26 protein-coding genes are annotated in these 23,810 nt (G+C 71.6%); 12 read left to right on the top strand and 14 right to left on the bottom strand.

The window, feature by feature from the left end; translation table 11 throughout:
* Nucleotides 1-44: 44 nt before the first annotated feature.
* Entirely contained in the window at nt 45-689 is a 645-nt protein-coding gene (locus tag IEY79_RS34105) for a suppressor of fused domain protein (RefSeq protein ID WP_189111539.1), read from the bottom strand.
* A 465-nt stretch (nt 690-1,154) separates the two neighbouring features.
* Between IEY79_RS34105 and IEY79_RS34100 the strand changes: the two genes are divergently transcribed.
* Nucleotides 1,155-2,270 (top strand): magnesium and cobalt transport protein CorA, encoded by a 1,116-nt coding sequence (locus tag IEY79_RS34100; RefSeq protein WP_189111538.1) that lies wholly within the window; start codon nt 1,155-1,157, stop codon nt 2,268-2,270.
* Between the two features lie 20 nt (nt 2,271-2,290).
* Nucleotides 2,291-2,818, top strand: coding sequence for a hypothetical protein (locus IEY79_RS34095; protein ID WP_189111537.1), 528 nt, complete (start codon nt 2,291-2,293; stop codon nt 2,816-2,818).
* A 16-nt stretch (nt 2,819-2,834) separates the two neighbouring features.
* Here the strand turns inward: IEY79_RS34095 and IEY79_RS34090 are convergent, their stop codons facing one another.
* A complete protein-coding gene (locus IEY79_RS34090) occupies nt 2,835-3,632 on the bottom strand; it encodes a hypothetical protein (protein WP_373292679.1) in 798 nt (265 codons plus the stop codon).
* A gap of 206 nt (nt 3,633-3,838) precedes the next feature.
* Here IEY79_RS34090 and IEY79_RS34085 point away from each other — a divergent pair, with 206 nt between their 5' ends.
* The 3 genes from IEY79_RS34085 to IEY79_RS34075 all read left to right on the top strand — a co-directional run bounded on the left by IEY79_RS34085 (nt 3,839) and on the right by IEY79_RS34075 (nt 6,908).
* Nucleotides 3,839-5,113 (top strand): magnesium transporter MgtE N-terminal domain-containing protein, encoded by a 1,275-nt coding sequence (locus IEY79_RS34085; RefSeq protein ID WP_189111568.1) that lies wholly within the window; start codon nt 3,839-3,841, stop codon nt 5,111-5,113.
* The gene (locus tag IEY79_RS34080; protein ID WP_189111535.1) at nt 5,103-5,705 is read left to right on the top strand and encodes a DUF1003 domain-containing protein; all 603 of its coding nucleotides are present in this window, start codon (nt 5,103-5,105) and stop codon (nt 5,703-5,705) included. The genes IEY79_RS34085 and IEY79_RS34080 overlap by 11 nt, the downstream gene beginning before the upstream one ends.
* 87 nt (nt 5,706-5,792) lie before the next feature.
* Nucleotides 5,793-6,908, top strand: a complete 1,116-nt coding sequence (locus IEY79_RS34075) for an Mrp/NBP35 family ATP-binding protein (protein WP_189111567.1) — start codon at nt 5,793-5,795, stop codon at nt 6,906-6,908.
* A 74-nt stretch (nt 6,909-6,982) separates the two neighbouring features.
* Here IEY79_RS34075 and IEY79_RS34070 read toward each other — a convergent pair whose 3' ends face one another.
* The 5 genes from IEY79_RS34070 to sigE form a co-directional block, all read right to left on the bottom strand.
* Entirely contained in the window at nt 6,983-7,663 is a 681-nt protein-coding gene (locus tag IEY79_RS34070) for a hypothetical protein (protein ID WP_189111534.1), read from the bottom strand.
* Nucleotides 7,664-7,779: 116 nt separating this feature from the next.
* Complete coding sequence (locus IEY79_RS34065) at nt 7,780-8,241, bottom strand: sec-independent translocase (RefSeq protein WP_189111533.1); 462 nt, start codon at nt 8,239-8,241, stop codon at nt 7,780-7,782.
* A 126-nt stretch (nt 8,242-8,367) separates the two neighbouring features.
* Nucleotides 8,368-10,254, bottom strand: a complete 1,887-nt coding sequence (locus tag IEY79_RS34060) for a S1C family serine protease (RefSeq protein WP_189111532.1) — start codon at nt 10,252-10,254, stop codon at nt 8,368-8,370.
* A gap of 90 nt (nt 10,255-10,344) precedes the next feature.
* The gene (locus tag IEY79_RS34055) at nt 10,345-11,229 is read right to left on the bottom strand and encodes an anti-sigma factor family protein (RefSeq protein WP_189111531.1); all 885 of its coding nucleotides are present in this window, start codon (nt 11,227-11,229) and stop codon (nt 10,345-10,347) included.
* Nucleotides 11,226-11,984 carry an RNA polymerase sigma factor SigE gene (sigE, locus tag IEY79_RS34050; RefSeq protein WP_189111566.1) on the bottom strand — a complete coding sequence of 253 codons (759 nt, stop codon included), beginning with the start codon at nt 11,982-11,984 and terminating at the stop codon, nt 11,226-11,228. The genes IEY79_RS34055 and sigE overlap by 4 nt, the downstream gene beginning before the upstream one ends.
* Before the next feature lie 142 nt (nt 11,985-12,126).
* On the opposite strand from sigE, the gene IEY79_RS34045 reads away from it, so the two are divergent.
* A complete protein-coding gene (locus tag IEY79_RS34045; protein ID WP_189111530.1) occupies nt 12,127-12,792 on the top strand; it encodes an O-methyltransferase in 666 nt (221 codons plus the stop codon).
* A 109-nt stretch (nt 12,793-12,901) separates the two neighbouring features.
* On the opposite strand, the gene IEY79_RS34040 is transcribed toward IEY79_RS34045, so the two are convergent.
* Nucleotides 12,902-13,069 (bottom strand): DUF3117 domain-containing protein, encoded by a 168-nt coding sequence (locus IEY79_RS34040; RefSeq protein ID WP_003966491.1) that lies wholly within the window; start codon nt 13,067-13,069, stop codon nt 12,902-12,904.
* A gap of 325 nt (nt 13,070-13,394) precedes the next feature.
* On the opposite strand from IEY79_RS34040, the gene chcB reads away from it, so the two are divergent.
* Nucleotides 13,395-14,195 (top strand): 2-cyclohexenylcarbonyl CoA isomerase, encoded by an 801-nt coding sequence (gene chcB, locus IEY79_RS34035; RefSeq protein ID WP_189111529.1) that lies wholly within the window; start codon nt 13,395-13,397, stop codon nt 14,193-14,195.
* A gap of 159 nt (nt 14,196-14,354) precedes the next feature.
* Here chcB and IEY79_RS34030 read toward each other — a convergent pair whose 3' ends face one another.
* Complete coding sequence (locus tag IEY79_RS34030) at nt 14,355-14,954, bottom strand: DNA-3-methyladenine glycosylase I (protein ID WP_189111528.1); 600 nt, start codon at nt 14,952-14,954, stop codon at nt 14,355-14,357.
* Nucleotides 14,951-15,304, bottom strand: a complete 354-nt coding sequence (locus IEY79_RS34025; RefSeq protein WP_189111527.1) for a DivIVA domain-containing protein — start codon at nt 15,302-15,304, stop codon at nt 14,951-14,953. Before IEY79_RS34025 ends, IEY79_RS34030 begins: the two co-directional genes overlap by 4 nt.
* Nucleotides 15,305-15,415: 111 nt before the next feature.
* On the opposite strand from IEY79_RS34025, the gene folP reads away from it, so the two are divergent.
* Nucleotides 15,416-16,288, top strand: a complete 873-nt coding sequence (gene folP, locus IEY79_RS34020) for a dihydropteroate synthase (protein ID WP_189111526.1) — start codon at nt 15,416-15,418, stop codon at nt 16,286-16,288.
* 3 nt (nt 16,289-16,291) lie between these two features.
* On the opposite strand, the gene IEY79_RS34015 is transcribed toward folP, so the two are convergent.
* Both IEY79_RS34015 and dapE read right to left on the bottom strand, forming a co-directional pair.
* Complete coding sequence (locus IEY79_RS34015) at nt 16,292-17,041, bottom strand: LOG family protein (protein WP_189111525.1); 750 nt, start codon at nt 17,039-17,041, stop codon at nt 16,292-16,294.
* A gap of 167 nt (nt 17,042-17,208) precedes the next feature.
* Nucleotides 17,209-18,300, bottom strand: coding sequence for a succinyl-diaminopimelate desuccinylase (gene dapE, locus IEY79_RS34010; RefSeq protein WP_189111524.1), 1,092 nt, complete (start codon nt 18,298-18,300; stop codon nt 17,209-17,211).
* 95 nt (nt 18,301-18,395) lie between these two features.
* Here dapE and IEY79_RS34005 point away from each other — a divergent pair, with 95 nt between their 5' ends.
* Both IEY79_RS34005 and IEY79_RS34000 read left to right on the top strand, forming a co-directional pair.
* Nucleotides 18,396-19,391: a VldE C-terminal domain-containing protein gene (locus tag IEY79_RS34005; protein ID WP_189111523.1), complete on the top strand. Its 996-nt coding sequence runs from the start codon at nt 18,396-18,398 to the stop codon at nt 19,389-19,391.
* A gap of 289 nt (nt 19,392-19,680) precedes the next feature.
* Nucleotides 19,681-20,121 (top strand): ATP-binding protein, encoded by a 441-nt coding sequence (locus tag IEY79_RS34000; RefSeq protein ID WP_189111522.1) that lies wholly within the window; start codon nt 19,681-19,683, stop codon nt 20,119-20,121.
* 104 nt (nt 20,122-20,225) lie between these two features.
* On the opposite strand, the gene dapC is transcribed toward IEY79_RS34000, so the two are convergent.
* Nucleotides 20,226-21,320, bottom strand: coding sequence for a succinyldiaminopimelate transaminase (gene dapC, locus IEY79_RS33995; protein WP_189111521.1), 1,095 nt, complete (start codon nt 21,318-21,320; stop codon nt 20,226-20,228).
* Between the two features lie 98 nt (nt 21,321-21,418).
* The gene (gene fdxA, locus IEY79_RS33990; protein WP_189111520.1) at nt 21,419-21,745 is read right to left on the bottom strand and encodes a ferredoxin; all 327 of its coding nucleotides are present in this window, start codon (nt 21,743-21,745) and stop codon (nt 21,419-21,421) included.
* 139 nt (nt 21,746-21,884) lie between these two features.
* Between fdxA and IEY79_RS33985 the strand changes: the two genes are divergently transcribed.
* Together IEY79_RS33985 and IEY79_RS33980 are read left to right on the top strand one after the other, a co-directional pair.
* Complete coding sequence (locus IEY79_RS33985; protein WP_189111519.1) at nt 21,885-22,886, top strand: GNAT family N-acetyltransferase; 1,002 nt, start codon at nt 21,885-21,887, stop codon at nt 22,884-22,886.
* Nucleotides 22,887-22,903: 17 nt separating this feature from the next.
* Entirely contained in the window at nt 22,904-23,752 is an 849-nt protein-coding gene (locus IEY79_RS33980) for a transglutaminase family protein (protein WP_189111518.1), read from the top strand.
* Nucleotides 23,753-23,810 lie beyond the last annotated feature (58 nt).

Genomic DNA, 23,810 nt, shown 5'->3' with positions numbered 1-23,810 from the left:
CGGCGCGACGCCGGCCGGCCGCGACCGCCGGGACGAAGAGCGGGTCAGTCCAACGCGACCGAGCCGCGCAGCGGGTCGCGCAGATCCGTCCCGTGCGCCAGCCACCGCTCCTGGAGCGCCTGCGCGCCCTTCACCCGCTTCCACGCGGCCTCGTTGGCCGTCATCGGGAGCAGCGGCAGGAACCGTACGGGGTCGAGCGGCGCGTCCAGCTCCAGATCGGGGACCAGCCCGCCGGACTCCGCGACGAGCACGGAGCTGAACTGCGCGCCCGGCCACAGGGGTTCGCCGACCTCCAGCGAGGCACCGGGGGTCACCACCAGCCCCTCGACCTGGGGGGACGCGGCCAGTACGGCGAGGGGGCGCAGCACCTTGTCGGTGTCGGCGAGCCCGGCCCGTACCGACAGGACCAGCTCGGCGCGCGGCCCCCGGGCCGGGTCGGGCACGACGACGGTGGGGTCGGCCATCGGCCGCGCGGACATCCCGAGCGTGGCGTAACGCACAACGGCGCCCCCGGAGCCGGTGCCGTCTCCGGGGGCCGCGGAATCCCCGTCCCTCTCCCGGTCCCCCGGGTCGAGAAACCGCAGGACCTCGACCCGGTCCGTGCCCACGAACGTCATCGCCGCGCGCGCGTCCGGCTCGCCGAGCGCCGTACGCAACCGTGCCTCGACCAGAGAGAGAACTTCTGCCATCCGGTGAGCATAGAACGCCGTCTTAACGGGCAGGAGACGGAATTGGCGTCGATCGGCTGCTAGTCTGGGCCGCCGGTCGGGCAGCACGCGGAAAGCGTCGCCTTCCAGTCCCGACATACGTCATCCCCTACGGGGGACCGGCAGGAGGAGGTGGGGCTGCGGTGGATCGAAGTCACCCGGCCAGTACCAGCCGCTCTTCCTCGCGCTGTACCGCCTCTCGCATCTGAGGCCCTGCCCCGTACAGGCCCGCGGCTTGTCGCACGACGGAAGAGCACCGCACCAGCTCTGTTTTGCCTGTCTGTAGCGAATGCCGTCACCGCGTCCTCGCGGTGCCGCCCGCTTTGCGGACGTATGCGCGCCGCGTCGTGTCACGCCGTCTCGATCCTTGTCGGCACGTACGCGCCTCACGTCCTCGTTCCGGGCTGCGCCACGCCCCGCCGACGGCCTCTCCGGGAGGAGCCAGCCATGTCGATGATCCGTGACCTGCGTGCGGCGGTCCGTCCGTCCCTGCGCAAGAGCAACACCGCGTACAGCACGTACGACTCCACGCGCGACCCCTCGGCCTCCAGCGCCGTCGTCGACTGCGCCGTCTACCGCGGCGGCCGCCGGGTGAAGGACGAGCCGTGCCTCACCCCGCACGAGGCGATGCTGGAGGTGCGACGGGGCGGCGGTTTCGCCTGGATCGGTCTCCACGAGCCGACCGAGGCCGAATTCGCCGGTATCGCGGCCGAGTTCGGGCTGCACCCGCTCGCCGTCGAGGACGCCGTGCACGCCCACCAGCGGCCCAAGCTGGAGCGGTACGACGACACCCTCTTCGCCGTCTTCAAGACCATCCACTACGTCGAGCACGCCGAGCTCACCGCGACCAGCGAGGTCGTGGAGACGGGCGAGGTGATGTGCTTCACCGGCCGGGACTTCGTCATCACGGTGCGGCACGGCGGCAAGGGCTCGCTGCGCGCGCTGCGCCACCGCTTGGAGGAGGACAGCGAGCTGCTGGCCAAGGGCCCGTCGTCCGTGCTGCACGCCATCGCCGACCATGTCGTGGACGGCTACATCGCGGTGGCGGCGGCCGTGCAGGACGACATCGACGAGGTCGAGATCGATGTGTTCTCGGCGCCCGCGAAGGGCAGCCCGCGCGGCTCGGACGCGGGGCGGATCTACCAGCTCAAGCGTGAGGTGCTGGAGTTCAAGCGGGCCGTGGCACCGCTGCTGCGGCCGATGCAGCTGCTGAGCGAGCGCCCGATGCGGCTGGTCGAGCCCGACGTGCAGAAGTACTTCCGCGACGTCGCCGACCATCTGGCCAGGGTGCACGAGGAGGTCGTCGGCTTCGACGAGCTGCTGAACTCGATCCTCCAGGCCAATCTGGCTCAGGCGACCGTCGCGCAGAACGAGGACATGCGCAAGATCACGTCCTGGGCGGCGATCATCGCCGTACCGACGGCCGTCTGCGGGGTCTACGGCATGAACTTCGAGCACATGCCCGAGCTGGGATGGAAGTACGGCTACCCGATGGTGCTGGGCGGCATCGCCGTCGTCTGCCTCACCATCCACCGGATGCTGAAGCGCAACGGGTGGCTCTAGCACGCTCTAGGCTGCCGGGCATGACAGAAACCCTGCCCGGCTCCCCCCTCCTCGGCAAGGCGCTCGTCGAGGAGGCCACCAAGAAGTCCGGTCTCATCTGGGTGCGGGCGGGCGGTCCCGCCCGTGCCCTGTGGCACGTCTGGCTCGACGGCGCCGCGCTGGTCGTCGGGGACGGCGACGGCGAGCAGCCGCTGCCGGGGCTGACCGACGGCTCCACCGCCGAGGTGACCGTACGGAGCAAGGACAAAGGCGGGCGGCTGGTGGCCTGGACCGCGTCCGTCACCGAACTCGCTCCTCGTACGGAGGCGTGGGAGACGGCCGTCGCCGAACTGAAGGGCAAGCGGCTGAACGCGCCGGACTTCGACGGGATGACCGACCGGTGGGCGCGGGAGTCGCGGGTGCTGCGGCTGGAGCCGCGCGACGCGATCACCGAGATGCCGCACGGCTCGCAGGCGGCGGCGCCGCTGCCCACACCGGCGACGACGCGTCAGCCGGCGCCGGCGGCCGTGCCGCGTCTGCTGTTCAAGCGCGCGAAGAAGAAGGGCTGAGCCCGTCCGGGCCGGCTCAGCTGCTCGGCAGCGTGCTGCCGTAGTCGACCGTCTCGCCCTTGGAGGGCGCCTTCAGTGGGAAGTCCTTGCCCCAGTCGCTGAGCGTGAGTGTTCCCGCGCCGCCCGCGCGGGCCAGCTGGAGCGGGTACGGCGTGCCTTCCAGGGAGACGTTCAGCGAGCCGCCGGCGCCGTCGCTGCCGTTGACCTCGATGGTGCGTATACCGCCGATCTCGGATCGGTCGCCCTTGCCGAGCTTGCCGTGCAGCCCCAGCAGCCCGTCGAGCAGCACGGTCTTGTCGGTGAAGCCCCGCAGCTGGTCGTAGGACGGGTCGTCCTCGGGGACCTTCACGTACTTGTCGTCGAGCTTGTCCGCGGCCTCGGAGTCGGCCTCGCTCGGCGGGGTGCTCGTGCCCTCGCCGCCCTTGCCGTCCGGGTGGGTCCAGAATTCGGCGTCCGCCTTGAGGAACAGCTCGTCCCCGACCCGCAGCAGCTCGAACGTGCCCAGGGCCTCGGAACTGACCGATCCGGTACCGCCGGCCTCCTTGAGGGACATGCTGAGCTTGTACGTCTGCCCGTCGGTGACGACCGTGCCCGCCAGGCGCACCGCGTCCGCGCCCCGGGCCGCCGTCTTCGCCTTCTTCTCGATCCCGGCGGGCGACAGTTTGCCGACGCCGTTGGTGCCCGCGTCCGGATCCTCGTCGCCGCCGCACGCCGTGAGCGCGACGGTCATCCCGACGCAGAGAGCCACCGGAAACGCGGTCCGGCCAAGACGGGCAAGGGACCGGGAAAGGGTCACGAACGCACTGCCTCTCATGCGAGACGGGGGACGGCAGACCGCAGCGTACCCGTGCCGCCGACACCCATCGACAACGAGCCCCGGCGGCGGATCGCCCGTACCGTACGGACGGATCCGGCGGGGCGGCACGGAGTGGTACGGGCTAGCCTGAACCCGTTGTCGCGGTCGATACGGGGACAGCCACGGACACGGCAGGGACAGTCGCGGGCAAGGAGGAGCGCATGATGGCGTCGGGCGCCTCCCGGGTCTTCGTCTCGCACCTCGCCGGTGTGCCGGTCTTCGACCCCAACGGTGATCAGGTGGGGCGGGTACGTGACCTGGTGGCGATGCTGCGCGTCGGCGGCCGGCCGCCGCGCGTGCTCGGCATGGTCGTCGAGGTGCTCAGCCGACGGCGGATCTTCCTGCCGATGACCCGCATCACGGGCGTCGCGTCGGGTCAGGTGATCACGACGGGCGTGGTCAACATGCGGCGCTTCGAGCAGCGCCCCACGGAGCGGCTGGTCCTGGGCGAACTGCTCGACCGCCGCGTGGAGCTCGTGGAGAACGGCGAGCGGGTGACCGTCCTCGATGTCGCGGTCCAGCAGCTGCCCGCCCGCCGCGAGTGGGAGATCGGGAAGGTCTTCGTCCGGCGCGGCAAGAGCGGCGCGCTGCGCCGGCGCGGCGAGACGCTGACCCTCGACTGGTCGGCGGTCACCGGCTTCACGCTGGAGGAGGACGGCCAGGGCGCGGAGAACCTCGTCGCGACCTTCGAGCGGCTGCGCCCCGCCGACCTGGCCAACGTGCTGCATCATCTATCGCCCAAGCGGCGCGCGGAGGTGGCCGCCGCCCTCGACGACGACCGGCTCGCCGACGTCCTGGAGGAGCTGCCCGAGGACGACCAGGTGGAGATCCTGGGGAAGCTGAAGGACGACCGGGCCGCCGACGTCCTGGAGGCCATGGACCCGGACGACGCGGCCGACCTCCTCGCCGAACTGCCCGAGGAGGACAAGGAGCGGCTGCTGGCGCTGATGCGGCCCGGCGAGGCCGCCGACGTACGCCGGCTGCTGGCGTACGAGGACCGGACGGCGGGCGGTCTGATGACCACCGAGCCGATCGTGCTGCGTCCGGACGCGACGGTCGCCGACGCGCTGGCGCGGGTGCGCCGGCAGACCCTCTCGCCCGCGCTGGCCGCCCAGGTCTATGTGTGCCGGGCGCCGGACGAGACACCGACGGGCAAGTATCTGGGCATGGTCCACTTCCAACGGCTCCTGCGCGAGCCGCCGTTCACCCTGGTCGGCTCGATCGTGGAGAGCGACCTGCCGCCACTGGCCCCCGATACGCCGCTGCCCGAGGTCACCGGCTATCTCGCCGCGTACAACATGGTGGCCGCGCCGGTCGTGGACGAGAGCGGTTCGCTGCTCGGCGCCGTGACCGTCGACGACGTCCTGGACCACCTGCTGCCCGACGACTGGCGGGAGACCGGGTTCAACGGCGTGGAGGAGGCCGCGAGTGGCCACTGAGCGCCCGGACAGGGAGTCGCCGAGGGAACGGGCCGCCGCGGGCTCGGGAGCGAGCACGGCGCCGCGCGGGCCGCGCGGACGGCTCGACCAGCCGCGTACGCCGAGGCGCAGGCTCCTGCCCGAGTACGACCCCGAGGCGTTCGCCCGGTTCTCGGAACGGATCGCGCGCTTCCTGGGGACGGGCCGCTTCATCGTCTGGATGACGCTGATCATCATCCTCTGGGTGCTGTGGAACGTCTTCGCGCCCGAGGAACTGCGGTGGGACGAGTACCCGTTCATCTTCCTGACCCTGATGCTGTCCCTCCAGGCCTCGTACGCGGCCCCGCTGATCCTGCTGGCACAGAACCGCCAGGACGACCGGGACCGGGTCACCCACGAGCAGGAGCGCAAGCAGAACGAGCGCTCCATCGCCGACACGGAGTACCTGACCCGTGAGATCGCCTCGCTGCGGATGGGGCTCGGTGAGGTCGCCACGCGCGACTGGATCCGCTCGGAACTCCAGGACCTGGTACGGGACCTGGCCGAGCAGCATGTCCTGCTGCCCGCGGAGCGGACGCGCGGACGTGACGAACCAGACCGCCCGGAGGACTGACGCCCTTTCCGGAGCGTGCGCGCCGCGCCGTACCATCTCCGTATGGCTACCGACACGCACGGGACCGTCGCTCCCGCGGAGGACGCGGTGCGCGCAGCACTGGCGACGGTGAACGACCCCGAGATCCACCGGCCGATCACCGACCTCGGCATGGTCAAATCGGTCGACATCGGGGCGGACGGCGCGGTGGCCGTCACGATCTATCTCACGGTGTCCGGCTGCCCCATGCGCGAGACGATCACCACGAACGTGACGGCGGCGGTCGCCTCGGTCGCGGGCGTCACCCGCGTCGACGTCACGCTGGACGTGATGAGCGACGAGCAGCGCAAGGAGCTCGCGACGTCGCTGCGCGGCGGTACGGCCGAGCGTGAGGTGCCGTTCGCCAAGCCCGGTTCGCTGACCCGGGTGTACGCGGTGGCCTCCGGCAAGGGCGGCGTCGGCAAGTCGTCGGTGACGGTCAACCTGGCGGCCGCGATGGCCGCCGACGGTCTGAAGGTCGGCGTCGTCGACGCGGACATCTACGGGCACAGCGTGCCGCGCATGCTGGGTGCGGACGGCAAGCCCACCCAGGTCGAGAACATGATCATGCCGCCGTCGGCGCACGGTGTGAAGGTCATCTCGATCGGCATGTTCACCCCGGGCAACTCGCCGGTGGTGTGGCGCGGGCCGATGCTGCACCGCGCGCTCCAGCAGTTCCTCGCCGATGTGTTCTGGGGCGATCTGGACGTGCTGCTGCTGGACCTGCCGCCGGGGACGGGCGACATCGCGATCTCGGTGGCGCAGCTCGTGCCGAACGCAGAGATCCTGGTGGTCACCACCCCGCAGCAGGCCGCCGCCGAGGTGGCGGAGCGGGCGGGTTCCATCGCCGTACAGACCCATCAGAAGATCGTCGGCGTGGTCGAGAACATGGCGGGCCTGCCGTGCCCGCACTGCGACGAGATCGTCGACGTGTTCGGGACGGGCGGCGGCCAGCGGGTCGCCGAGGGGCTGACGAAGACCACGGGCGCCTCGGTGCCGGTGCTCGGCTCGATCCCGATCGACGTACGGCTGCGGGAGGGCGGCGACGAGGGCAAGCCGGTCGTGCTCTCCGACCCCGACTCCCCCGCGGGTGCGGCGCTGCGCTCGATCGCCGGCAAGCTCGGCGGCCGGCAGCGCGGTCTGGCGGGCATGACGCTGGGTCTGACGCCGCGCAACAAGTTCTGACAGCTCCGGCACGCGTAAGGGGCGCCCGCCAATGGCGGGCGCCCCTTACGCGTGTGACGGACGGCGTCCCGCGGCTACTGGGGGGCGTACGAGTTGATGTCCTCGATCGCCGAGAAGCCGAGGCCGTACGCGCTCATGCCGCGCCCGTACGCGCCGATGTGCACCCCGCTCCCGGTCGCTTCGCCGGGGCTCGTCGAGCCGGCGAGCACCCAGCCGAATTCGGATTCGCGATAGTGGAACGTGGTCGGCACCCCGTCCACGGGGAGCGAGAGCACCGACCAGGCGGAGCCGTTCAGATCGTCGGCCAGCGCGAAGGCCGTCTCGGTCTGCTGGTCCAGCCAGTCGTCGCGCAGCGAATGGTCGAGCTGTGCGGGCCAGGTGGACAGCAGCAGCGCCGAACCGGCCAGCCAGGCCGCCGAGGACACCGTCGTGGCGTCGAGGATGCCCGTGCCGTCACCGCTGTGCCGTACGGGGCTCGCCGCGACCGTGACGACCGCAGCGAAGCGTTCCTTCTCCGCGCCTGACGCGTCCGGTCTTATCGACGGCTCGTCGCCGTGTCCCGTGGAACCGTGCTGGACGGTGCCGTCCGCCGCCGTGCCCACCTGCATCAGCCACCGGGGGCCGGTGAACGCGTCGTCCAGTCCGTACCAGGGGAAGTTCGCCCGCAGATAGCCCTCGACCGTGCGCCTGGCTCCCGACACCCCGTTCGCCGTGCCGGCCGCGCCATGGGCCCCTACCCGACTTGTCGTCTCCATCTGTCCGGACCGCCTCCTCTATCTCGGAGTCCGGAGCGGCCCGCCCTCACGGACGTCTCACCACCGGACAGATGGAGGATAGCCACCCGTTACCTGTCGGCCGGGCAGGGCGGGGCTCAGGTGGCGTCTGCGTCGAAAGGAGGACGATCGGCCTGCTGGGGCTTTTCGGGCTTCTTGAGCAGGTCAGCGGTGCCGGAGGGGCTTTTCGTCAGGCTGGTCGCCGGTGTGTCGCTTGCGCCGGTCGGGTCGTCCTTGCCGTGCACCGAGTCGGCGACGTCGTTGATTTCCTTCTTGAGGTTGAAGCTGCTGCGGATCTCCTTCAGCCCCAGATCGTCCTCATGCTCCGACAACTGCTTCCGGACGAATTTCTTCGGGTTCAGGTCCTCGAAATCGAAGTCCTTGAACTCCGGTCCCAGCTCGGAACGGATGTCCTCCTTGGCGTTGTCGGAGAACTCGCGCACCTTGCGGATGAAACGGGAGACGTCCTGGATGACCTTGGGCAGCTTGTCCGGGCCGAAGACGAGCACGGCGAGAATCACGAGCGTCACCAGCTCAAGCGCGCCTATGTCATTGAACACCTAGCTGCTCCTTGTGTTCTCCGTGCCCGCAGGCGAGACCTCGTCGGCCTGGCCTGTGGTGGGTCGAGGCCCGGGCCGCTCCACGGTACCCGGCGGACCTGGCCGGACGGTACCTTCATTCGACACTCACCTACCTTCCGCGCTGCCGAGGACCAGAGTCATGGTCTGCTCTTTACCTCCGCGCTTCAGAGTGAGCTCCAGTTCGTCACCGGGGCGGTGCGAGCGGACCTTCACGATCAGCTCCTCGCCGCTGTGCACCCGCTGGCCGTCCACCTCGGTGATGATGTCGCCGGTCCTGATGCCCGCCTTCGCGGCCGGGCCGCCTTCCTCCACCGCGGGTCCGCCCTCGGCGCCCTTCGCGCCGACCTTGGCGCCGTCGCCCGTGTACTCCATGTCGAGCGTGACACCGATCACAGGGTGCGATGCCTTGCCGGTGTTGATCAGCTCTTCGGCGACGCGCTTGCCCTGGTTGATCGGTATCGCGAAGCCGAGCCCGATGGAGCCGGCCTGGGCGCCGTCCGGAGTACCGCCGCCGTCGGCGCCGCGGATCGCGCTGTTGATGCCGATGACCTGGGCCTTCGAATTCACCAGCGGACCGCCGGAGTTGCCGGGGTTGATCGGCGCGTCGGTCTGGAGGGCGTCGACGTAGCTGATGTCGCTGCCGTCGCCGTTCTCGCCGCCGGCGGTGATCGGGCGCTCCTTGGCGCTGATGATCCCCGCCGTGACGGTGTTCTGGAGGTCGAAGGGCGCGCCGATCGCCACGACCGGGTCGCCGACCTGGACGTTGTCGGAATTGCCGAGCGGCAGCGGCTTGAGTCCGGAGACTCCGGTGACCTTCACCACGGCGAGGTCGTAGCCGCTGTCCTTGCCGACGAGCTTCGCCTTGGCGGTCTCGCCGCCGCTGAAGGTGATCGAGATGTCGCCGGAGTCGCCGGCGGGGTCGACCACGTGGTTGTTGGTCAGGATGTGGCCGGAACGGTCCAGGACGAAGCCGGTCCCGGTGCCCTGCTCACCGCCTCCGCTGACATGGAGGGTGACGACGCTCGGCAGGGCGCTGGCGGCGATCCCCGCGACGCTGTCGGCCGGGCGGCCGCCGCTGTCGTTGCCCGCCTGGGGCAGTTCGACGCTGCTGAGGCCGCCGTTGCGCTCGATGTACGAGCCGACGCCACCGCCGATGACGGCGGCGCAGAGCGCGAGCGCCAGGGCGCCCACGAGGCCGATGCCGCGGCGCTTTCTCCGCGGCTCGCCCGGGTCGGGGTGCGTCAGGGTCTGCTGGCCGGGTGCGCCCCAGGGGTCGTACTGGAGCCACTGGTTTGGCGGGGGGTGCGGGCCCTGGGGCGGGGGGAGTTGCTGGGTCCCCGACTGCGTGTGGGCGACAGGGCCCGGGTGGCCGTGCTGCGGGTGGGGCTGCGACTGCTGCGGGGGTACCTGCCCCGGCATGGGCTGCTGGGCACCCTGGGGCGGGACGCCGTACCCCGAGGCCGGTTGGGGCTGGGGCTGGGGTGCGCCGGGGCCGGGCGCACCGGTCTGCCCGGTGTAGTGCTGCGGCGGGATGGGTGTGCCCTGCGCGGGGGTGGGCACCGGTCGCTGCACGGGAGGGGCGGGCGCCCAGGGGCCGGGGCCGCCGTAGGGCGGTGTGCTGTACGGGTCGGGCTCGTGCAGCGGCTGCGGGCGGCCCTGCGTGCCGGTCGGCGTCTCCGCGGTGCCGCCTGTTCCCGTCGCGGCGCTCACCGCGGAGGGGGTGCGCTCGGGCGGGGCGAGCAGATGGTCCTCCGGATCCGGATCCGGGTCGGCGGCCCGCTCCGGGGCGCCCGCTCGCACGGGCGCGCTTTCGGCAGGCTCGGTGCCCGGCGTGCGGTCGGGACCAGGGACTTCATCGGTGACCGGCGACAGTTCCGTCGTCTCCTCAGTGATCCGGTGCTCCGGTACGTCGGAGTCCCGCGGTATCGCGCGCCCCGACGCCGGGCGGCTCCACCACTTCGCCTTGGGTCCGGTGGCCTTGCCGTCGTCCATGCTCTCCCCGCACCTGCCTCGTCCGTGCCCCGATCAGGGCACCCGTGCAGGGATTCAACCAGGTTTACGAATGTTCGCGCAGGGACCCTGTCACCGACGCTGCGAAAGCGGCACACCGGGCTGCGTGGGCGCGGCGAGGTGGGTGGGGTCCGGTGTGGCGGTGGGGGTGGTCAGTCCTGGATTCGCGGCCAGCTGAAACGCCGTCCCCGTGGGACGTATCAAGGGCGCTGCGGGGTAGTGGTTGAGCACCGCCGACTGGAACGGGTGGGGCATGAGCGGGGTCTTCATCGTGCCGGGAGCGAGCACCGGCGCGCTGTCGACGGACTGCGGAAGGATGGCACTCCGCTCGCCGCCCTGCCTGCCCCGCGCTCCGCTGCCGGGCGGTGTGGTCGCCCTGGTCAGCGGCGTGACGCTGTTGGGCGTGCCCGCCCCGCGCGCCGTGGTGTCCGCCGTGGCACCCATGGGCAGCGCGCCGCCCAGGGCCATCGCGGCGAAGGACACCGCGCTCGCGGCGGCGAAGGCGAACCTCCGGCCGCGCCAGGGTGAACGCTCGGCCTCCACGCGGCCGACCTCGTGGATCCTGAAGCCGGCACCGGAGCTGGAGCCGCCGCGCAGGGGGGATCCATGGGGTCCCGCGCCGCGGTAGCCGAAAGCGTCGCTCCGTACGCCGAAGACACCGCCGCTGAACGCCGAACCGTCGAACGGACCCGGGGTCTCGTCCTCGTCCTTCTCGGTGGCCCCGCCGGGCAGCCCCTGGAGACGGGCGAGGAACCCTTCGGACAGCGGCGGCGGCGCCGACTGCGCGAACGCGTTCTTCAGCCGGCGCTGGGCGTCTGCCTCCGCCTTGCACTTGGCGCAGGTCGCGAGGTGCGCAAGCACCCGCTCCCGGGCATCGTGACCGAGCTCCCCGTCCACCAGGGCGGCGAGCCGGTCCCCCAGGTGCTGCTCCGCGGGGGTCGGACCTGTGCCACTCACGCGAGTCCGCCCTCCCCGGCCACGCTCGCGAACGTGCGCTGCTCGGCCCGAGCCTCGGGAGAACGGTGCTGAAGGGCCTTGCGCAGATGCGAACGGCCACGGTGGATCCTGCTGCGCACCGTGCCGAGCTTCACGCCGAGCGTGGCGGCGATTTCCTCGTACGACAGTCCCTCGATGTCGCACAGGACGACCGCGGCCCGGAACTCGGGAGCGAGGGTGTCCAGCGCCTGCTGCACGTCCGCGTCGAAGTGGGTGTCGTGGAAGACCTGCTGCGGTGAGGGCTCACGGCTGGGCAGCCGCTCCGCCGCGTCCTCACCGAGCGCGTCGAAGCGGATCCGCTGCTTACGGCGGACCATGTCCAGGAAGAGATTGGTGGTGATGCGGTGCAGCCAGCCCTCGAACGTGCCGGGCGTGTACGTGGACAGCGACCTGAAGACCCGGACGAAGACTTCCTGGGTCAGATCCTCGGCATCGTGCTGGTTGCCCGTGAGACGGTAGGCAAGGCGATACACGCGGGCGCTGTGCGTGCTGACGATCTCCTCCCAGGTGGGAGGCGTCCACGCCTGCGATTCCGCATCCGATGCGAAGGTCGCCGTAACTGCGGAGTCGGTCGAGCGAGAACGGTCAGCGAAGTTGGTCACGGATTTCGGCTCACCGGCCGACCTGAGAAAGCGCTTCAACGCTCCTCCCCGATCCGCAGGCGCAGCCGCACCTCCCCTATCGACTCTGGTGGTGTCCAGCGGAGCACCTACCATAGCTACCTCGCCCGTTAGCTCCGGATAAGAATCTTTGCCTGAATTTGCGACTGGTCCCAGGTCTTCATCCATGCGTTCCCCCACCCCTTCTTAACGCCCGGTCCCATCAGCGGGTTCCCGCGTGCAGCGGATACAGTCACCGGTGCGCCAACTACGGGGACAGGAGAGGGTCATTACCGCCAACCGGCAGACAAGCTGGGCGTTCGCCGACGCTTTTGTCGCCGAGGACGAGGCACTGCGCTGGGCCCGCGACAGGGCCCGGGACATGGGGCTCCGCTCGGTGTCACCAGGCACGGGCGCCGCGCTTCGTCTGCTTGCCGCCACGGCGGGCGCCAAGGCGGTGGCGGAGATCGGCACGGGTACCGGCGTCTCCGGCATCTATCTGCTGAGCGGTATGCGGTCCGACGGCGTACTGACCACGGTCGACACGGAGCCGGAGCGGCAGCAGTTCGCCCGCGAGGCGTTCCGCGCGGCCGGCTTCACCAACAATCGCGCCCGCTTCATTCCCGGCGGGGCCCGTGACGTACTCCCGCGCCTCGCCGACGGCGGATACGACCTCGTCTTCTGCGACGGTGACCGGCTCGAGTGCCTCGACTATCTCGCTGAATCGTTGCGCCTTCTGCGACCTGGGGGCCTCGTCTGCTTCGAGGGGGTCTTCGCGGACGGCCGCACCGTCGATTCGGCGGCCCAGCCCCACGAGGTGCTGCGGCTGCGTGAGCTGCTGCGCACGGTGCGGGAGATGCAGGACGAGCTGCTGCCGTCACTGCTGCCCGTAGGCGACGGACTGCTCTGCGCCGTACGCCGCTGAACCTCGGCCCTTCCTAGGAGGACGCACGAGGCGGGAAGGGACATAAAGCTGCCCCGGCACGGAGGTAGGTCCGCGACGGGGCAGCACGAGAGTGCGCGTTCTGTCCGCGTCAGCCGACGACCTTCTTCAGAGCGTCACCCAGCGCATCCGCCTCGTCGGGGGTCAGCTCGACGACCAGCCGACCGCCGCCTTCGAGCGGAACGCGCATGACGATGCCCCGCCCCTCCTTGGTCACCTCGAGCGGGCCGTCGCCCGTCCGCGGCTTCATGGCCGCCATGCTCGTTCCCCTTCCTGAAACCAGCTCATCGCAGCCGGCGGCCCCATGACAGGCGCTGTGTCACCGGCATCGAACACATTGCTTCCAGGCCATTATCCCGCATGGCGGGACCCGATGACCAACATCGGACGGCATCGCTTGCGCAACGCGCTCTCTCAAAACGACTCAATTCGGCGATCCGCCTGCGATACTTCGCCGCTGTTCACGGCTTCACGGCCGTGGATTCTTTGACGCAGGTCACATGCCGACCTGCGGTGATCTCCGCCATGCTGGGGCCGGACAGGACAGTTGGACGGGCAGTCAGAGCCGCAGAGGAGATCCGATCATGGCCGACACGGTGCTGTACGAGGTGGGCGACGGGCTCGCGACCGTCACGATCAACCGGCCCGAGGCCATGAACGCGCTGAACGTCGCGGCCAAGGTCGCCCTGCGGGAAGCGCTGCGTACCGCCGCGGACGACCCCGCCGTACGGGCCGTGCTCCTCACCGCCACCGGGCGGGCCTTCTGCGTGGGGCAGGACCTGAAGGAGCACGTCTCCCTCCTGGCGGCCGACACGGCCGACGGCAGCGGCGGGACCATGCGGACCGTGGGCGAGCACTACAACCCCATCGTGCGGACCCTGACCGAGATGGCGAAGCCGGTCGTGGCGGGGGTCAACGGGGTCGCGGCCGGAGCCGGGCTGGGCTTCGCGCTCGCCTGCGACTACCGCGTCGTCGCCGACACGGCCTCCTTCAACACCTCGTTCGCGGGGGTGGCACTGACGGCCGACTCCGGCGTGTCGTGGACGCTGCCCCGGCTGATCGGCGCGAGCAGAGCGGCCGACCTGCTGATGTTCCCGCGCTCGGTCACGGCGGGGCAGGCGTACGAGCTGGGGATCGTCAACAAGCTGGTCCCCGCGGCCGACCTCGCCGCAGAGGCGGCGGCGGTCGCGCGCGCCCTCGCGGAGGGCCCCACGCTGGCGTACGCGGCGCTGAAGGAGTCCCTGGCGTACGGCGCCGGCCATTCGCTGGCCGAGACGCTGGAGAAGGAGGACGAACTCCAGAACCGGGCGGGCGCGTCGCAGGACCACGGCATCGCGGTCCAGGCCTTCCTCGACAAGGCGAAGCCCCGCTACGTGGGCCGCTGACACGGCCCGGGACTCCCGGCGGCGGCGAACCGCCGGGAGCCCCGGGCCGTTCGAAGGCGGAGGGTCGGCGTTGTGGATGGACCGGCCGTACGCGCACGATCCGACGGCGCGGTGCGGCGCCGTACAGGGCCGGGCCGGCGAGGGTCCGCCGGCCCGGTCCTACGCCGCCTCGGCCAGCTTGCGGCGGACCAGGCAGCCGGCCAGGTGGTCGTCCACCAGGCCGCACGCCTGCATCAGCGCGTACGCCGTCGTCGGGCCCACGAACCGGATGCCGCGCTTCTTCAGCGCCTTGGCCAGCGCGGTGGACTCGTCGCTGACCGGCGGGACGTCCGCGACCGTCTTCGGTACCGGGCGCGTCGCCGGGTCCGGGGCGTACGACCAGATGAGCGTGTCCAGCTCCCCGGCGGACCAGCCGGCCAGCTCGCGCGCGTTGGCGAGGGTGGCGTCGATCTTGGCGCGGTTGCGGATGATGCCCTCGTCGGTCAGCAGCCGCGCGGCGTCCGCGTCGGTGAAGGCGGCGACCGCCGGGATGTGGAATCCGGCGAAGGCCCGGCGGAAGCCCTCACGGCGGCGCAGGATCGTGATCCAGGAGAGGCCGGACTGGAACGCCTCCAGGCACAGCCGCTCGAAGAGCGCGTCGTCGCCGTGGACGGGGCGCCCCCACTCCTCGTCGTGATACTTCACGTAGTCCTCGGTCGACAGGCCCCAGGGACAGCGCAGCTCGCCGTCCGGCCCCGCCACCGCTCCGCCGTCGGTCACCGCCTGTCCTCCTCGCCCGGGTTCTTGAAGAGGTCGGGCCCGCCGACCGCCGCCGCCTGGGCGCCCGCCAGGGTGGACTCCAGCTCGGCGATCCGGGAGTCCCTCTCGGCCAGCTCTGCGCCGACCCTCGCCAGCACCTCGTCCACGTCCGCCATCCGGTAGCCCCGGAGGGCGAGCGGCAGCCGCAGGGCCTCTATGTCGGCCCGGCCCACCGGGCGTGTCGTGGGCAGCGGGTCCACGAGGAGTTCGGGCGCGGCCTCGGGCAGCACCTCGCGGTCGCCGCCGCCGACCACCGCGAGGGTGACCGAGGCCACCACCACGACCATCGCGATGAGCAAGAACAAGAACACGTGCTTCTCCCCGGGGCAGGAAAACGTCCGGTGCCGATCGTGCCATGCGGGACCGACAGTTAGGGTCTGTTGGCAACGGCACGGACGGCTGGAACGGGCGGTGACCAGGGGATGAGCAGCGGCACTCTGCGGCTGGGACGGCGGGAGTTCGGCCCGTACGAGCCGGTGATCATGGCCATCGTCAACCGGACGCCGGACTCCTTCTACGACCAGGGCGCGACCTTCCGCGACCAGCCCGCGCTCGACCGGGTGGAGCGGGCGGTGTCCGAGGGCGCCGCGATCATCGACATCGGCGGGGTGAAGGCCGGACCGGGTGACGAGGTGACGGCGGAGGAGGAGGCGCGCCGGACGGTCGGCTTCGTCGCCGAGGTCCGCAGGCGCTACCCGGACGTGGTGATCAGCGTCGACACCTGGCGGCACGAGGTCGGCGAGGCCGTCTGCGAGGCGGGCGCCGATGTGCTCAACGATGCCTGGGGCGGGGTGGATCCGGCGCTCGCCGAGGTCGCGGCCCGGTACGGCGCGGGGCTGGTCTGTACGCACGCGGGCGGGGCCGAGCCGCGGACCCGGCCGCACCGGATCGCCTACAACGACGTGGTCGCGGACATTCTCCGGGTGACGCTCGGGCTGGCCGACCGGGCCGTGGAGCTGGGCGTGCGCAGGGACGCGATCATGATCGATCCGGGGCACGACTTCGGGAAGAGCACCCGGCATTCACTGGAGGCGACCCGCAGGCTCGACGAGATGACGGAGACCGGCTGGCCGGTGCTCGTGTCGCTGTCCAACAAGGACTTCGTCGGCGAGACGCTCGACAGACCGGTGAAGGAGCGGGTGATCGGGACACTCGCGACGACCGCCGTCTCGGCCTGGCTCGGCGCGCGGATCTACCGCGTGCACGAGGTGGCCGAGACGAAGCAGGTGCTGGACATGGTGGCGTCCATCGCGGGCCACCGGCCCCCGGCGGTGGCCCGCCGGGGACTGGCCTGAGCACTACTTGCCGGTCTCCTTGGTCACCAGCGCCACCGCCTCGTCCACGTCGTCCGTGACGTGGAACAGCAGCAGGTCCTTCTCGGACGCCTTGCCCTGCGCCACGACGGTGTCCCGCAGCCAGTCGATGAGCCCGGTCCAGTACCGCGTCCCGAAGAGGACGATGGGGAAGCGGGTCACCTTGCGGGTCTGGACCAGCGTGAGCGCCTCGAACAGTTCGTCCAGCGTGCCGAGGCCGCCGGGCAGCACCACGAAGCCCTGCGCATACTTCACGAACATCGTCTTCCGGACAAAGAAGTAACGGAAGTTGACCCCGATGTCGACGTGCGGGTTGAGCCCCTGCTCGAAGGGCAGCTCGATGCCGAGCCCCACGGAGATGCCCTTGGCCTCCCGCGCGCCCTTGTTCGCCGCCTCCATCGCGCCGGGGCCGCCCCCGGTGATCACCGCGAAACCGGCCTCGACCAGTGCCCGGCCGATCCGGACGCCCGACTCGTAGTCCGGCGAGTCGACGGGCGTGCGGGCCGATCCGAAGACGCTGATGGCGCTGGGGAGTTCGGCGAGCGCGCCGAAGCCCTCCACGAACTCGGACTGGATGCGCATGACCCGCCAGGGATCGGTGTGCACCCACTCGGAGTCGCCCTCGGTGTCCAGCAGCCGCTGGTCGGTGGTGCCTGCCTGCACCTGGTCCCGGCGACGCAGCACCGGCCCGAGACGCTGCGTGTCCGGCTTCCGTGCTTCCTCAGGACTGCCCATGGACTGCTCCCTCCGCTGCTGTGCCAGTTCCGGGCCAGCGTAGATCCATGGAGGTGACAAACGGCGAAATTCCGGCGGACGGTCCGGCTCCCCTGCCCTGCCGACCGCCGTATCCCGCCGGACACGACCCGCCCGGGGCCGTCCCGGGCAGGTCCGCCGGACACCCCTCAGGCGCTCAGCCACTCCCGCAGCCGGTTCTCGCAGTGCGTGATCCGCTCGACGGCCACGTGCTCGTCGCGCTTGTGGGCCAGGAGCGCGTCCCCCGGGCCGTAATTGACCGCGGGCACCCCCAGCGCGCCGAAGCGCGAGACGTCCGTCCAGCCGAACTTGGGCTGCGCGGTGCCGCCCACGGCCGCCATGAACGCGGCCGCCGCGGGGTGCGAGAGACCGGGCAGGGCCGCGCCCGAGTGATCGTCCACGACGAACTCCCGGACCCCGCAGTCGGCGAACACCTCGCGCACGTGCGCCACCGCCTCCTCCTCGCCACGGTCCGGCGCGTAGCGGTAGTTGACCACCACGGTGCAGGCGTCGGGGATGACGTTGTTCGCCACACCCCCCTCGATCGCCACGGCGTTCAGCCCCTCCCGGTACTCCAGTCCGTCGATCACCGGGCGGCGCGGTTCGTACGCGGCGAGGCGGGCCAGGATCGGCGCGGCGGCGTGGATGGCGTTCGACCCCATCCAGCCGCGCGCGGAGTGCGCGCGCTCGCCCTCCGTACGGAGGTGGACCCGCAGCGTCCCCTGGCAGCCGCCCTCGACCTGCGCGTCCGAGGGTTCGAGCAGGACGGCGAAGTCCGCCTCCAGGAGGTCGGGGCGGGCCGCGGCCACGTGCCCCAGGCCGTTGAGGTCGGCGGCGACCTCCTCGTTGTCGTAGAAGACGAAGGTGAGGTCGCGGTTGGGCTCGGGGACGGTCGCGGCGATGCGCAGCTGGACGGCGACGCCCGACTTCATGTCGGTGGTGCCGCAGCCCCAGAGGATGCCGTTCTCGTCCAGCCTGGAGGGCACGTTGTCCGCGATCGGGACGGTGTCGATGTGGCCGGCCAGGATGACCCGCTCGGCCCGCCCGAGATCCGTACGCGCCACGACGTTGTTGCCGTACCGCTCGACGGAGAGATGCGGCAGCGCGCGCAGCGCCTCCTCCACGGCGTCGGCGAGGGGCTTCTCGGCGCCGCTGACGGACGGGATGTCGACGAGCCGGGCGGTGAGCTCCGGGGCGTCCAGCGTGAGGTCCAGCGTGGTTCCGGGCTTTGTTTCAGGCATGGCCAGACCCTACGACGTGGCCCGTGTCCGGCGGGGGCGGCAGGGGAAGGGCGAACGGGTCCTGGCCCACCGGCGGGGCCGGTACGGTGGGCGGCGTGTCCGAGACCGCCCCCTCTCCCCGTCGCGGCCGACTCCTGCGTATCGCGGCCGGGTTCGCCGTGCTCGTCGCGCTGGCCGGCTACCTCGTGGTGCGCCACATCTCCGGCGACGGCGGCCCGCCGCGCTGCACCGCGCGGGCCACCGACTCGTCCGACGGCGACGTCCCCACGTACGAGATGAGCCCGGAGCAGGCCGCGAACGCCGCCACGATCTCCGCGGTCGGCACCACCCGCGGCATGCCCGAGCGCGCCGTCACGATCGCTCTGGCGACCGCTCTCCAGGAGTCGGCGCTGCGCAATATCGACCACGGAGACCGGGACTCCGTCGGCCTCTTCCAGCAGCGCCCTTCGAAGGGCTGGGGGACGGTGGAGCAGATCCTCGACCCGGTGTACTCGGCCGGGAAGTTCTACGCGGGACTCGCCGAGGTCCCCGGCTACTCACGGCTTCCTCTTACGGAGGCGGCGCAGCGCGTCCAGCGCAGCGGTTTCCCGCAGGCGTACGCGAAGCACGAGCCGGACGCGACGCTGCTGTCCGCCGCGCTCACCGGCCGGGCGGCCGCGACGCTGACCTGCACGGGCGGGAGCGACGGCGAACCGGGCGATCCGGCGAAGGTACGGGCGGCCCTGACGCGCGCCTTCGGGCCCGAGGTCCTGCCGAAGGCCGACGCCGCCGACGCCGCCAGCACGTCCGCGGAAGGCGGCGAGGCGCCGGGACGGGCCGACGGACAGGCGGGCGGCGAGAGGGCCGAACAGACCGACGTCAAAAGCCCGGCCGAGGTCGCGGTGCCGGTCGGCGGCTCGGACGAGGCGCGCGGCTGGGAACTCGCCCACTGGGCTGTGGCGCACTCCGCCGATCTGCGCATCACCGAGGTCTCCGTGGGAGACCGGGTGTGGAGCGTGGAGAGGTCCGACCAGGGCTGGCGGAAGACCGACGGCGCATCGGGCCCGGAGAAATCCGGCGGGAACGACGTTCGAATGCGGATCGCGCAGTAGTACGTCCGGGTCGCCCGAACGGAGTAGCTCCGGCATATCCGAACGGCATTGCGCGGCCCCACTCGGCGATTCCGTGGCGTGTCGCCAAATTCCTTGTCACAAAAGCGAAGTGACGGTTCGCCAGATCTCCGCACCGAGGATCCTTTGACCGTTTTTATCCGTAACCGATAATGCGACGCATTACCAATTCTTTACCCTCGCGCACCGCAACCTCCGATGCCCTTCGAGGGGTTGTCACAGCGTCCGATCGCTGGACACGACAATTTCCTCTCCCGCTCGAAGGAGCATCATGTCCCTCCCCCTGACCCGTCGGATCGCCCGTGCCGCGCTGCTCATCGCGGCGGGCGCAGCCCCCGTGGTCGGTGCGGCCGGCTCCGCCAGCGCAGCAGCCCTCCCGCAGACCGCCGACCTCGGCAGCGTCTCCCAGCTGGACGGCGCCGCCCTTGGTGAGACGCTCGACAACGGCGCGCGTCAGGCGACCGGTCTGGCGGGCGAGGCGGGCAGCGAGACGATCGCCGCGTCCGTCCCGGCGGCCGGCAAGACCCTCGGCGGCGTGGCCAAGTCCGCCACCCCCGTCGCTCAGCGGGCGGCCGGTGAAGCCGCCGGCGGCGCGGGTCAGACCCTCGGTGACGCGGCCACGTCCGTCACCGAGAACGGCCTGCCGACCGACTCCCTCGGAAACGGCCTGCCCACCGACAAGCTGCCGGTCAACACCCTGCCGCTCGGCTGATACAGGCCGGTCCGGCAAGCACGGACACACGCGAAGGGGCCCGGGGAGCACGTGCTCCCCGGGCCCCTTCGCGTCGCTCCGGACCCCCACGCGTCGGACGGGCCTCAGCCGAGCCTCTTGACCGCGGCCTCCACACGCTCGTCGGTCGCCGTGAGCGCCACCCGTACGAAAGCCGCGCCCGCGGGGCCGTAGAAGTCCCCCGGCGCCACCAGGATCCCCAGCTGCGCGAGGTGCGCCACCGTCTGCCAGCACGGCTCGTCGCGCGTCGCCCACAGGTACAGGCTCGCCTCGCTGTGCTCGATCCGGAAGCCGTGGCCCACCAGGGCAGCGCGCAGGGCGGTACGGCGGGCCGCGTACCGCGCGCGCTGCTCCGCCACGTGGGTGTCGTCGCCGAGCGCCGCGACGGTCGCCGCCTGCACCGGCGCCGGCGTCATCATGCCGCCGTGCTTGCGGATCTGGAGCAGCTCGCCCAGGACGGCCGCGTCGCCCACGACGAAGGCCGCCCGGTAGCCGGCCAGGTTGGAGCGCTTGGAGAGCGAGTGGACGGCCACGACGCCCTCGTACGAGCCTCCGCAGACGTCCGGGTGGAGCACGGAGACGGGCTCGGCCTCCCAGCCGAGTTCCAGATAGCACTCGTCGCTGACGAGCAGCACGCCGTGCTCCCGGGCCCAGGCGACGATCCGGGTCAGCTCGGCCTTGTCCAGGACCCGTCCGGTCGGGTTCGACGGCGAGTTGAGCCAGAGCAGCTTCAGGCCCGCCGGGTCGAGTTCGGTCGGGTCCTCGTAGGAGACGGGCTCCGCCCCGGACAGCCGGGCCCCCACCTCGTACGTCGGGTAGGCCAGCCGGGGGTAGGCGACCCGGTCGCCGGCGCCGAGGCCGAGCTGGGTCGGCAGCCAGGCGACCAGTTCCTTGGAGCCGACCACCGGGAGGACGTTGGTGTGCGCGACGTCGCGCGCCCCGAGCCGCCGTTCCGCCCAGCCCGTCAGCGCGTCACGCAGCTCGGCCGTGCCCCACACCGTCGGATAGCCGGGCGAGTTCGCCGCGCCGACCAGGGCCCGCTGGATCAGCTCGGGGACCGGGTCCACAGGCGTCCCCACGGACAGGTCCACGATGCCGTCCGGATGGGCCGACGCGGTCGCCTTGTGGGGCTCCAGCTTGTCCCAGGGGAAGACCGGAAGTCGCGAAGAGACTGCGGACACGGTGCTCACTCTCTCGGTGGTGCTCAGTTGTCGGTACGACAAGGGAAACACCTCGGTCCCGTACGGCGAGTCGCCGTACGGGACCGAGGGCACGCTCGTCAGTCGTTCTGAGGCTGCGGCGGCAGTGCGGCGATGAAGGGGTGATCACGCTCGATCAGACCGAGCTTGGACGCACCACCGGGAGAACCGAGCTCGTCGAAGAACTCGACGTTCGCCTTGTAGTAGTCCTTCCACTCCTCCGGGGTGTCGTCCTCGTAGAAGATCGCCTCGACCGGGCAGACCGGCTCACAGGCGCCACAGTCGACGCATTCGTCCGGGTGAATGTACAAGGACCGGGAGCCCTCGTAGATGCAGTCGACCGGGCACTCTTCGATGCACGCCTTGTCCTTGAGATCCACACAAGGCTGCGCGATGACGTAGGTCACGCTGTCGTTCCTCCTCGATAGGGCGCGGCGGGCCATCTGCGGCTCCGTCCACGGGCGCGCGGGAGCGCGGCGTCGTCGATGCCCGCACCTAGTATCTCCGTTCCTGGGCACGATCCGCACAGGAGGGGCGCACAGAGCTGTGGAATTCACAACCGGAGGACGGCTGACGGTCCGGATCACCCCCGCCGACGTGGGGAAACGCGTGTCCGTCCGCCGTCTGACCGGCTCCATGGACGGCATGGAGAAGTTCACCGACACGGTCGGTGTGCTCACATCCTGGGACGACAATGTGGTCCTCATCACACGCCGTACGGGTGAAACGGTCCGGATCGCGGAGTCCTCGCTCGTCGCGGGCAAGGTCGTCCCGGCCGCGCCGGCCCGGCGGAGGGGCCCCGCCGCCTCCTTCGGGGAGCTGGCCCGGGTGGCCGCGCGTGCGTGGCAGCCGGTGGAGCGCGAGGCGCTCGGCGACTGGGAGTTGAGGGCGTCCGGCGGGTTCACCCGGCGCGCCAACTCGGTGCTGCCGCTGGGCGAGCCGGGAATGGCCCTGGACGAGGCTCTGAGGCGCGTACGGCGCTGGTACGGCCTGCGGAGCCTCCCCGCGTACATCCAGACCGCCACGGGCGCCGAGGGGACGCAGGAGCTGCTCTGCACCGAGCTCGAGGCGCGCGGCTGGCGGCGGGAGGTCACGGCCGAACTGCGCGTCGGCGCTCTCGCGCCGCTGGTGGACGGCGGGCCGGACACGGACGCGGCGCCGGTGCGGCTCGGCCGCTCCTTCGACGAGGGGTGGCTCCGCCGCTACCAGCGCTTCGACGAGCCGGGTCCGCATGTGCTGGAGGTGCTCGGCGGCGGGCCGTCCGTCTGGTTCGCCTCGGTCGACGGCGACGGCGGGGTGCCCGCCGCGATCGGCCGGTGTGTGGTGGACGGGCGCTGGGCGGGCTTCATGGCCGTCGAGGTCGATCCCGACCGGCGGCGGCAGGGGCTGGCGAGCGCCGTGATGCGCGCCCTGGCCGCCCGCGCGCTGGAGGAGGGCGCGTCCGCCGCATGGCTCCAGGTCGAGTCGGACAACGAGGCCGCGGGCGCGCTGTACGACGGCATGGGCTTCGCCACGCATCACCGGTACCACCACTTCCGACCCGCGTGAGGAGCGACGGACCGAGCATGGAACCACCTCAACCGCCCTCGTCCGACCTGCGGAGCCGGTTCGCCGCAGAGGCCCGTGCCGAACGGCCCGACGTCGCCCTGCTCTGCCTCCTCATCGGTACGGAGGCCGACCCGGCGCTGGGCGAGGACGGGATCGACGCGGCGCAGATCGAGCTCGACCGGCTGGCCGGGATGCTGCCCTTCGGGCTCGACGGCCCGCGCGCCTGGGGCGCGGCGCTGGAGGACCTGCTCGGCACGCGCCTCGGCTTCCGGGGCACACCGGGCGAGTACGGGCGGCTGGAGGCCTCCCTGCTGCACGAGGTCCTGCGCCGCCGACGCGGGTTGCCGATCCTGCTCTCGGTGCTGTGGACCGAGGTCGCGCGCCGCGCGGGGGCGCCGGTGTACGGGGTGGCCCTGCCCGGTCACTTCGTCGTCGGCATCGGCCCGGCCGACGACCCCGACGAGGGGGTTCTGGTCGACCCGTTCACGGGCGGCAGGATCCTGACCCGGCAGGACACCGAGACGCTGGTGAGAGGGGCCACGGGCGCCCCGCTGGTGCCGTCGATGCTGAGCCCGGCCGAACCGCTCCACGTCGTGATCCGCATCCTGAACAATCTCCGCGCGTGGGCGTCGACGCGCCCGGAGCGCGGCGATGTCGCGCTGTGGGCCCTCGAACTGAGCCTCCTGCTGCCGTCCCACCCGGCCCGGCTCCGCTACGAACGCGCCCAACTGCTGGTGCGGCGCGGGGACTTCCTGACGGGGGCGGCGGAGATGGACGAGTACGCGGAGGTGGTCGCCGCGGTGGAACCGGCGACGGCGGAGGCCATCCGACACAAGGCACGGGCCGCCCGCGCGATGCTGAACTGAGCGCCGCCGGCGCCACGGACGCACGCACCGGGCCGGGCCCACGAACGCGAACACCGGA

The organism is Streptomyces camponoticapitis, from assembly GCF_014646115.1.
In the GTDB taxonomy this organism is placed as follows: Bacteria; Actinomycetota; Actinomycetes; order Streptomycetales; family Streptomycetaceae; genus Streptomyces; species Streptomyces camponoticapitis.
The sequence above is the reverse complement of the archived record's forward strand: the minus strand, read 5'-3'. Positions and strand labels throughout refer to the sequence as shown.

Coding starts and splice junctions, on each gene's coding strand:
- IEY79_RS34105 (WP_189111539.1), bottom strand. CDS start 689: ATGGCAGAAGTTCTCTCTCTGGTCGAGGCACGGTTGCGTACGGCGCTC.
- IEY79_RS34100 (WP_189111538.1), top strand. CDS start 1,155: ATGTCGATGATCCGTGACCTGCGTGCGGCGGTCCGTCCGTCCCTGCGC.
- IEY79_RS34095 (WP_189111537.1), top strand. CDS start 2,291: ATGACAGAAACCCTGCCCGGCTCCCCCCTCCTCGGCAAGGCGCTCGTC.
- IEY79_RS34090 (WP_373292679.1), bottom strand. CDS start 3,632: ATGAGAGGCAGTGCGTTCGTGACCCTTTCCCGGTCCCTTGCCCGTCTT.
- IEY79_RS34085 (WP_189111568.1), top strand. CDS start 3,839: ATGGCGTCGGGCGCCTCCCGGGTCTTCGTCTCGCACCTCGCCGGTGTG.
- IEY79_RS34070 (WP_189111534.1), bottom strand. CDS start 7,663: ATGGAGACGACAAGTCGGGTAGGGGCCCATGGCGCGGCCGGCACGGCG.
- IEY79_RS34060 (WP_189111532.1), bottom strand. CDS start 10,254: ATGGACGACGGCAAGGCCACCGGACCCAAGGCGAAGTGGTGGAGCCGC.
- sigE (WP_189111566.1), bottom strand. CDS start 11,984: ATGGTAGGTGCTCCGCTGGACACCACCAGAGTCGATAGGGGAGGTGCG.
- IEY79_RS34040 (WP_003966491.1), bottom strand. CDS start 13,069: ATGGCGGCCATGAAGCCGCGGACGGGCGACGGCCCGCTCGAGGTGACC.
- chcB (WP_189111529.1), top strand. CDS start 13,395: ATGGCCGACACGGTGCTGTACGAGGTGGGCGACGGGCTCGCGACCGTC.
- folP (WP_189111526.1), top strand. CDS start 15,416: ATGAGCAGCGGCACTCTGCGGCTGGGACGGCGGGAGTTCGGCCCGTAC.
- IEY79_RS34015 (WP_189111525.1), bottom strand. CDS start 17,041: ATGGGCAGTCCTGAGGAAGCACGGAAGCCGGACACGCAGCGTCTCGGG.
- dapE (WP_189111524.1), bottom strand. CDS start 18,300: ATGCCTGAAACAAAGCCCGGAACCACGCTGGACCTCACGCTGGACGCC.
- IEY79_RS34000 (WP_189111522.1), top strand. CDS start 19,681: ATGTCCCTCCCCCTGACCCGTCGGATCGCCCGTGCCGCGCTGCTCATC.
- IEY79_RS33980 (WP_189111518.1), top strand. CDS start 22,904: ATGGAACCACCTCAACCGCCCTCGTCCGACCTGCGGAGCCGGTTCGCC.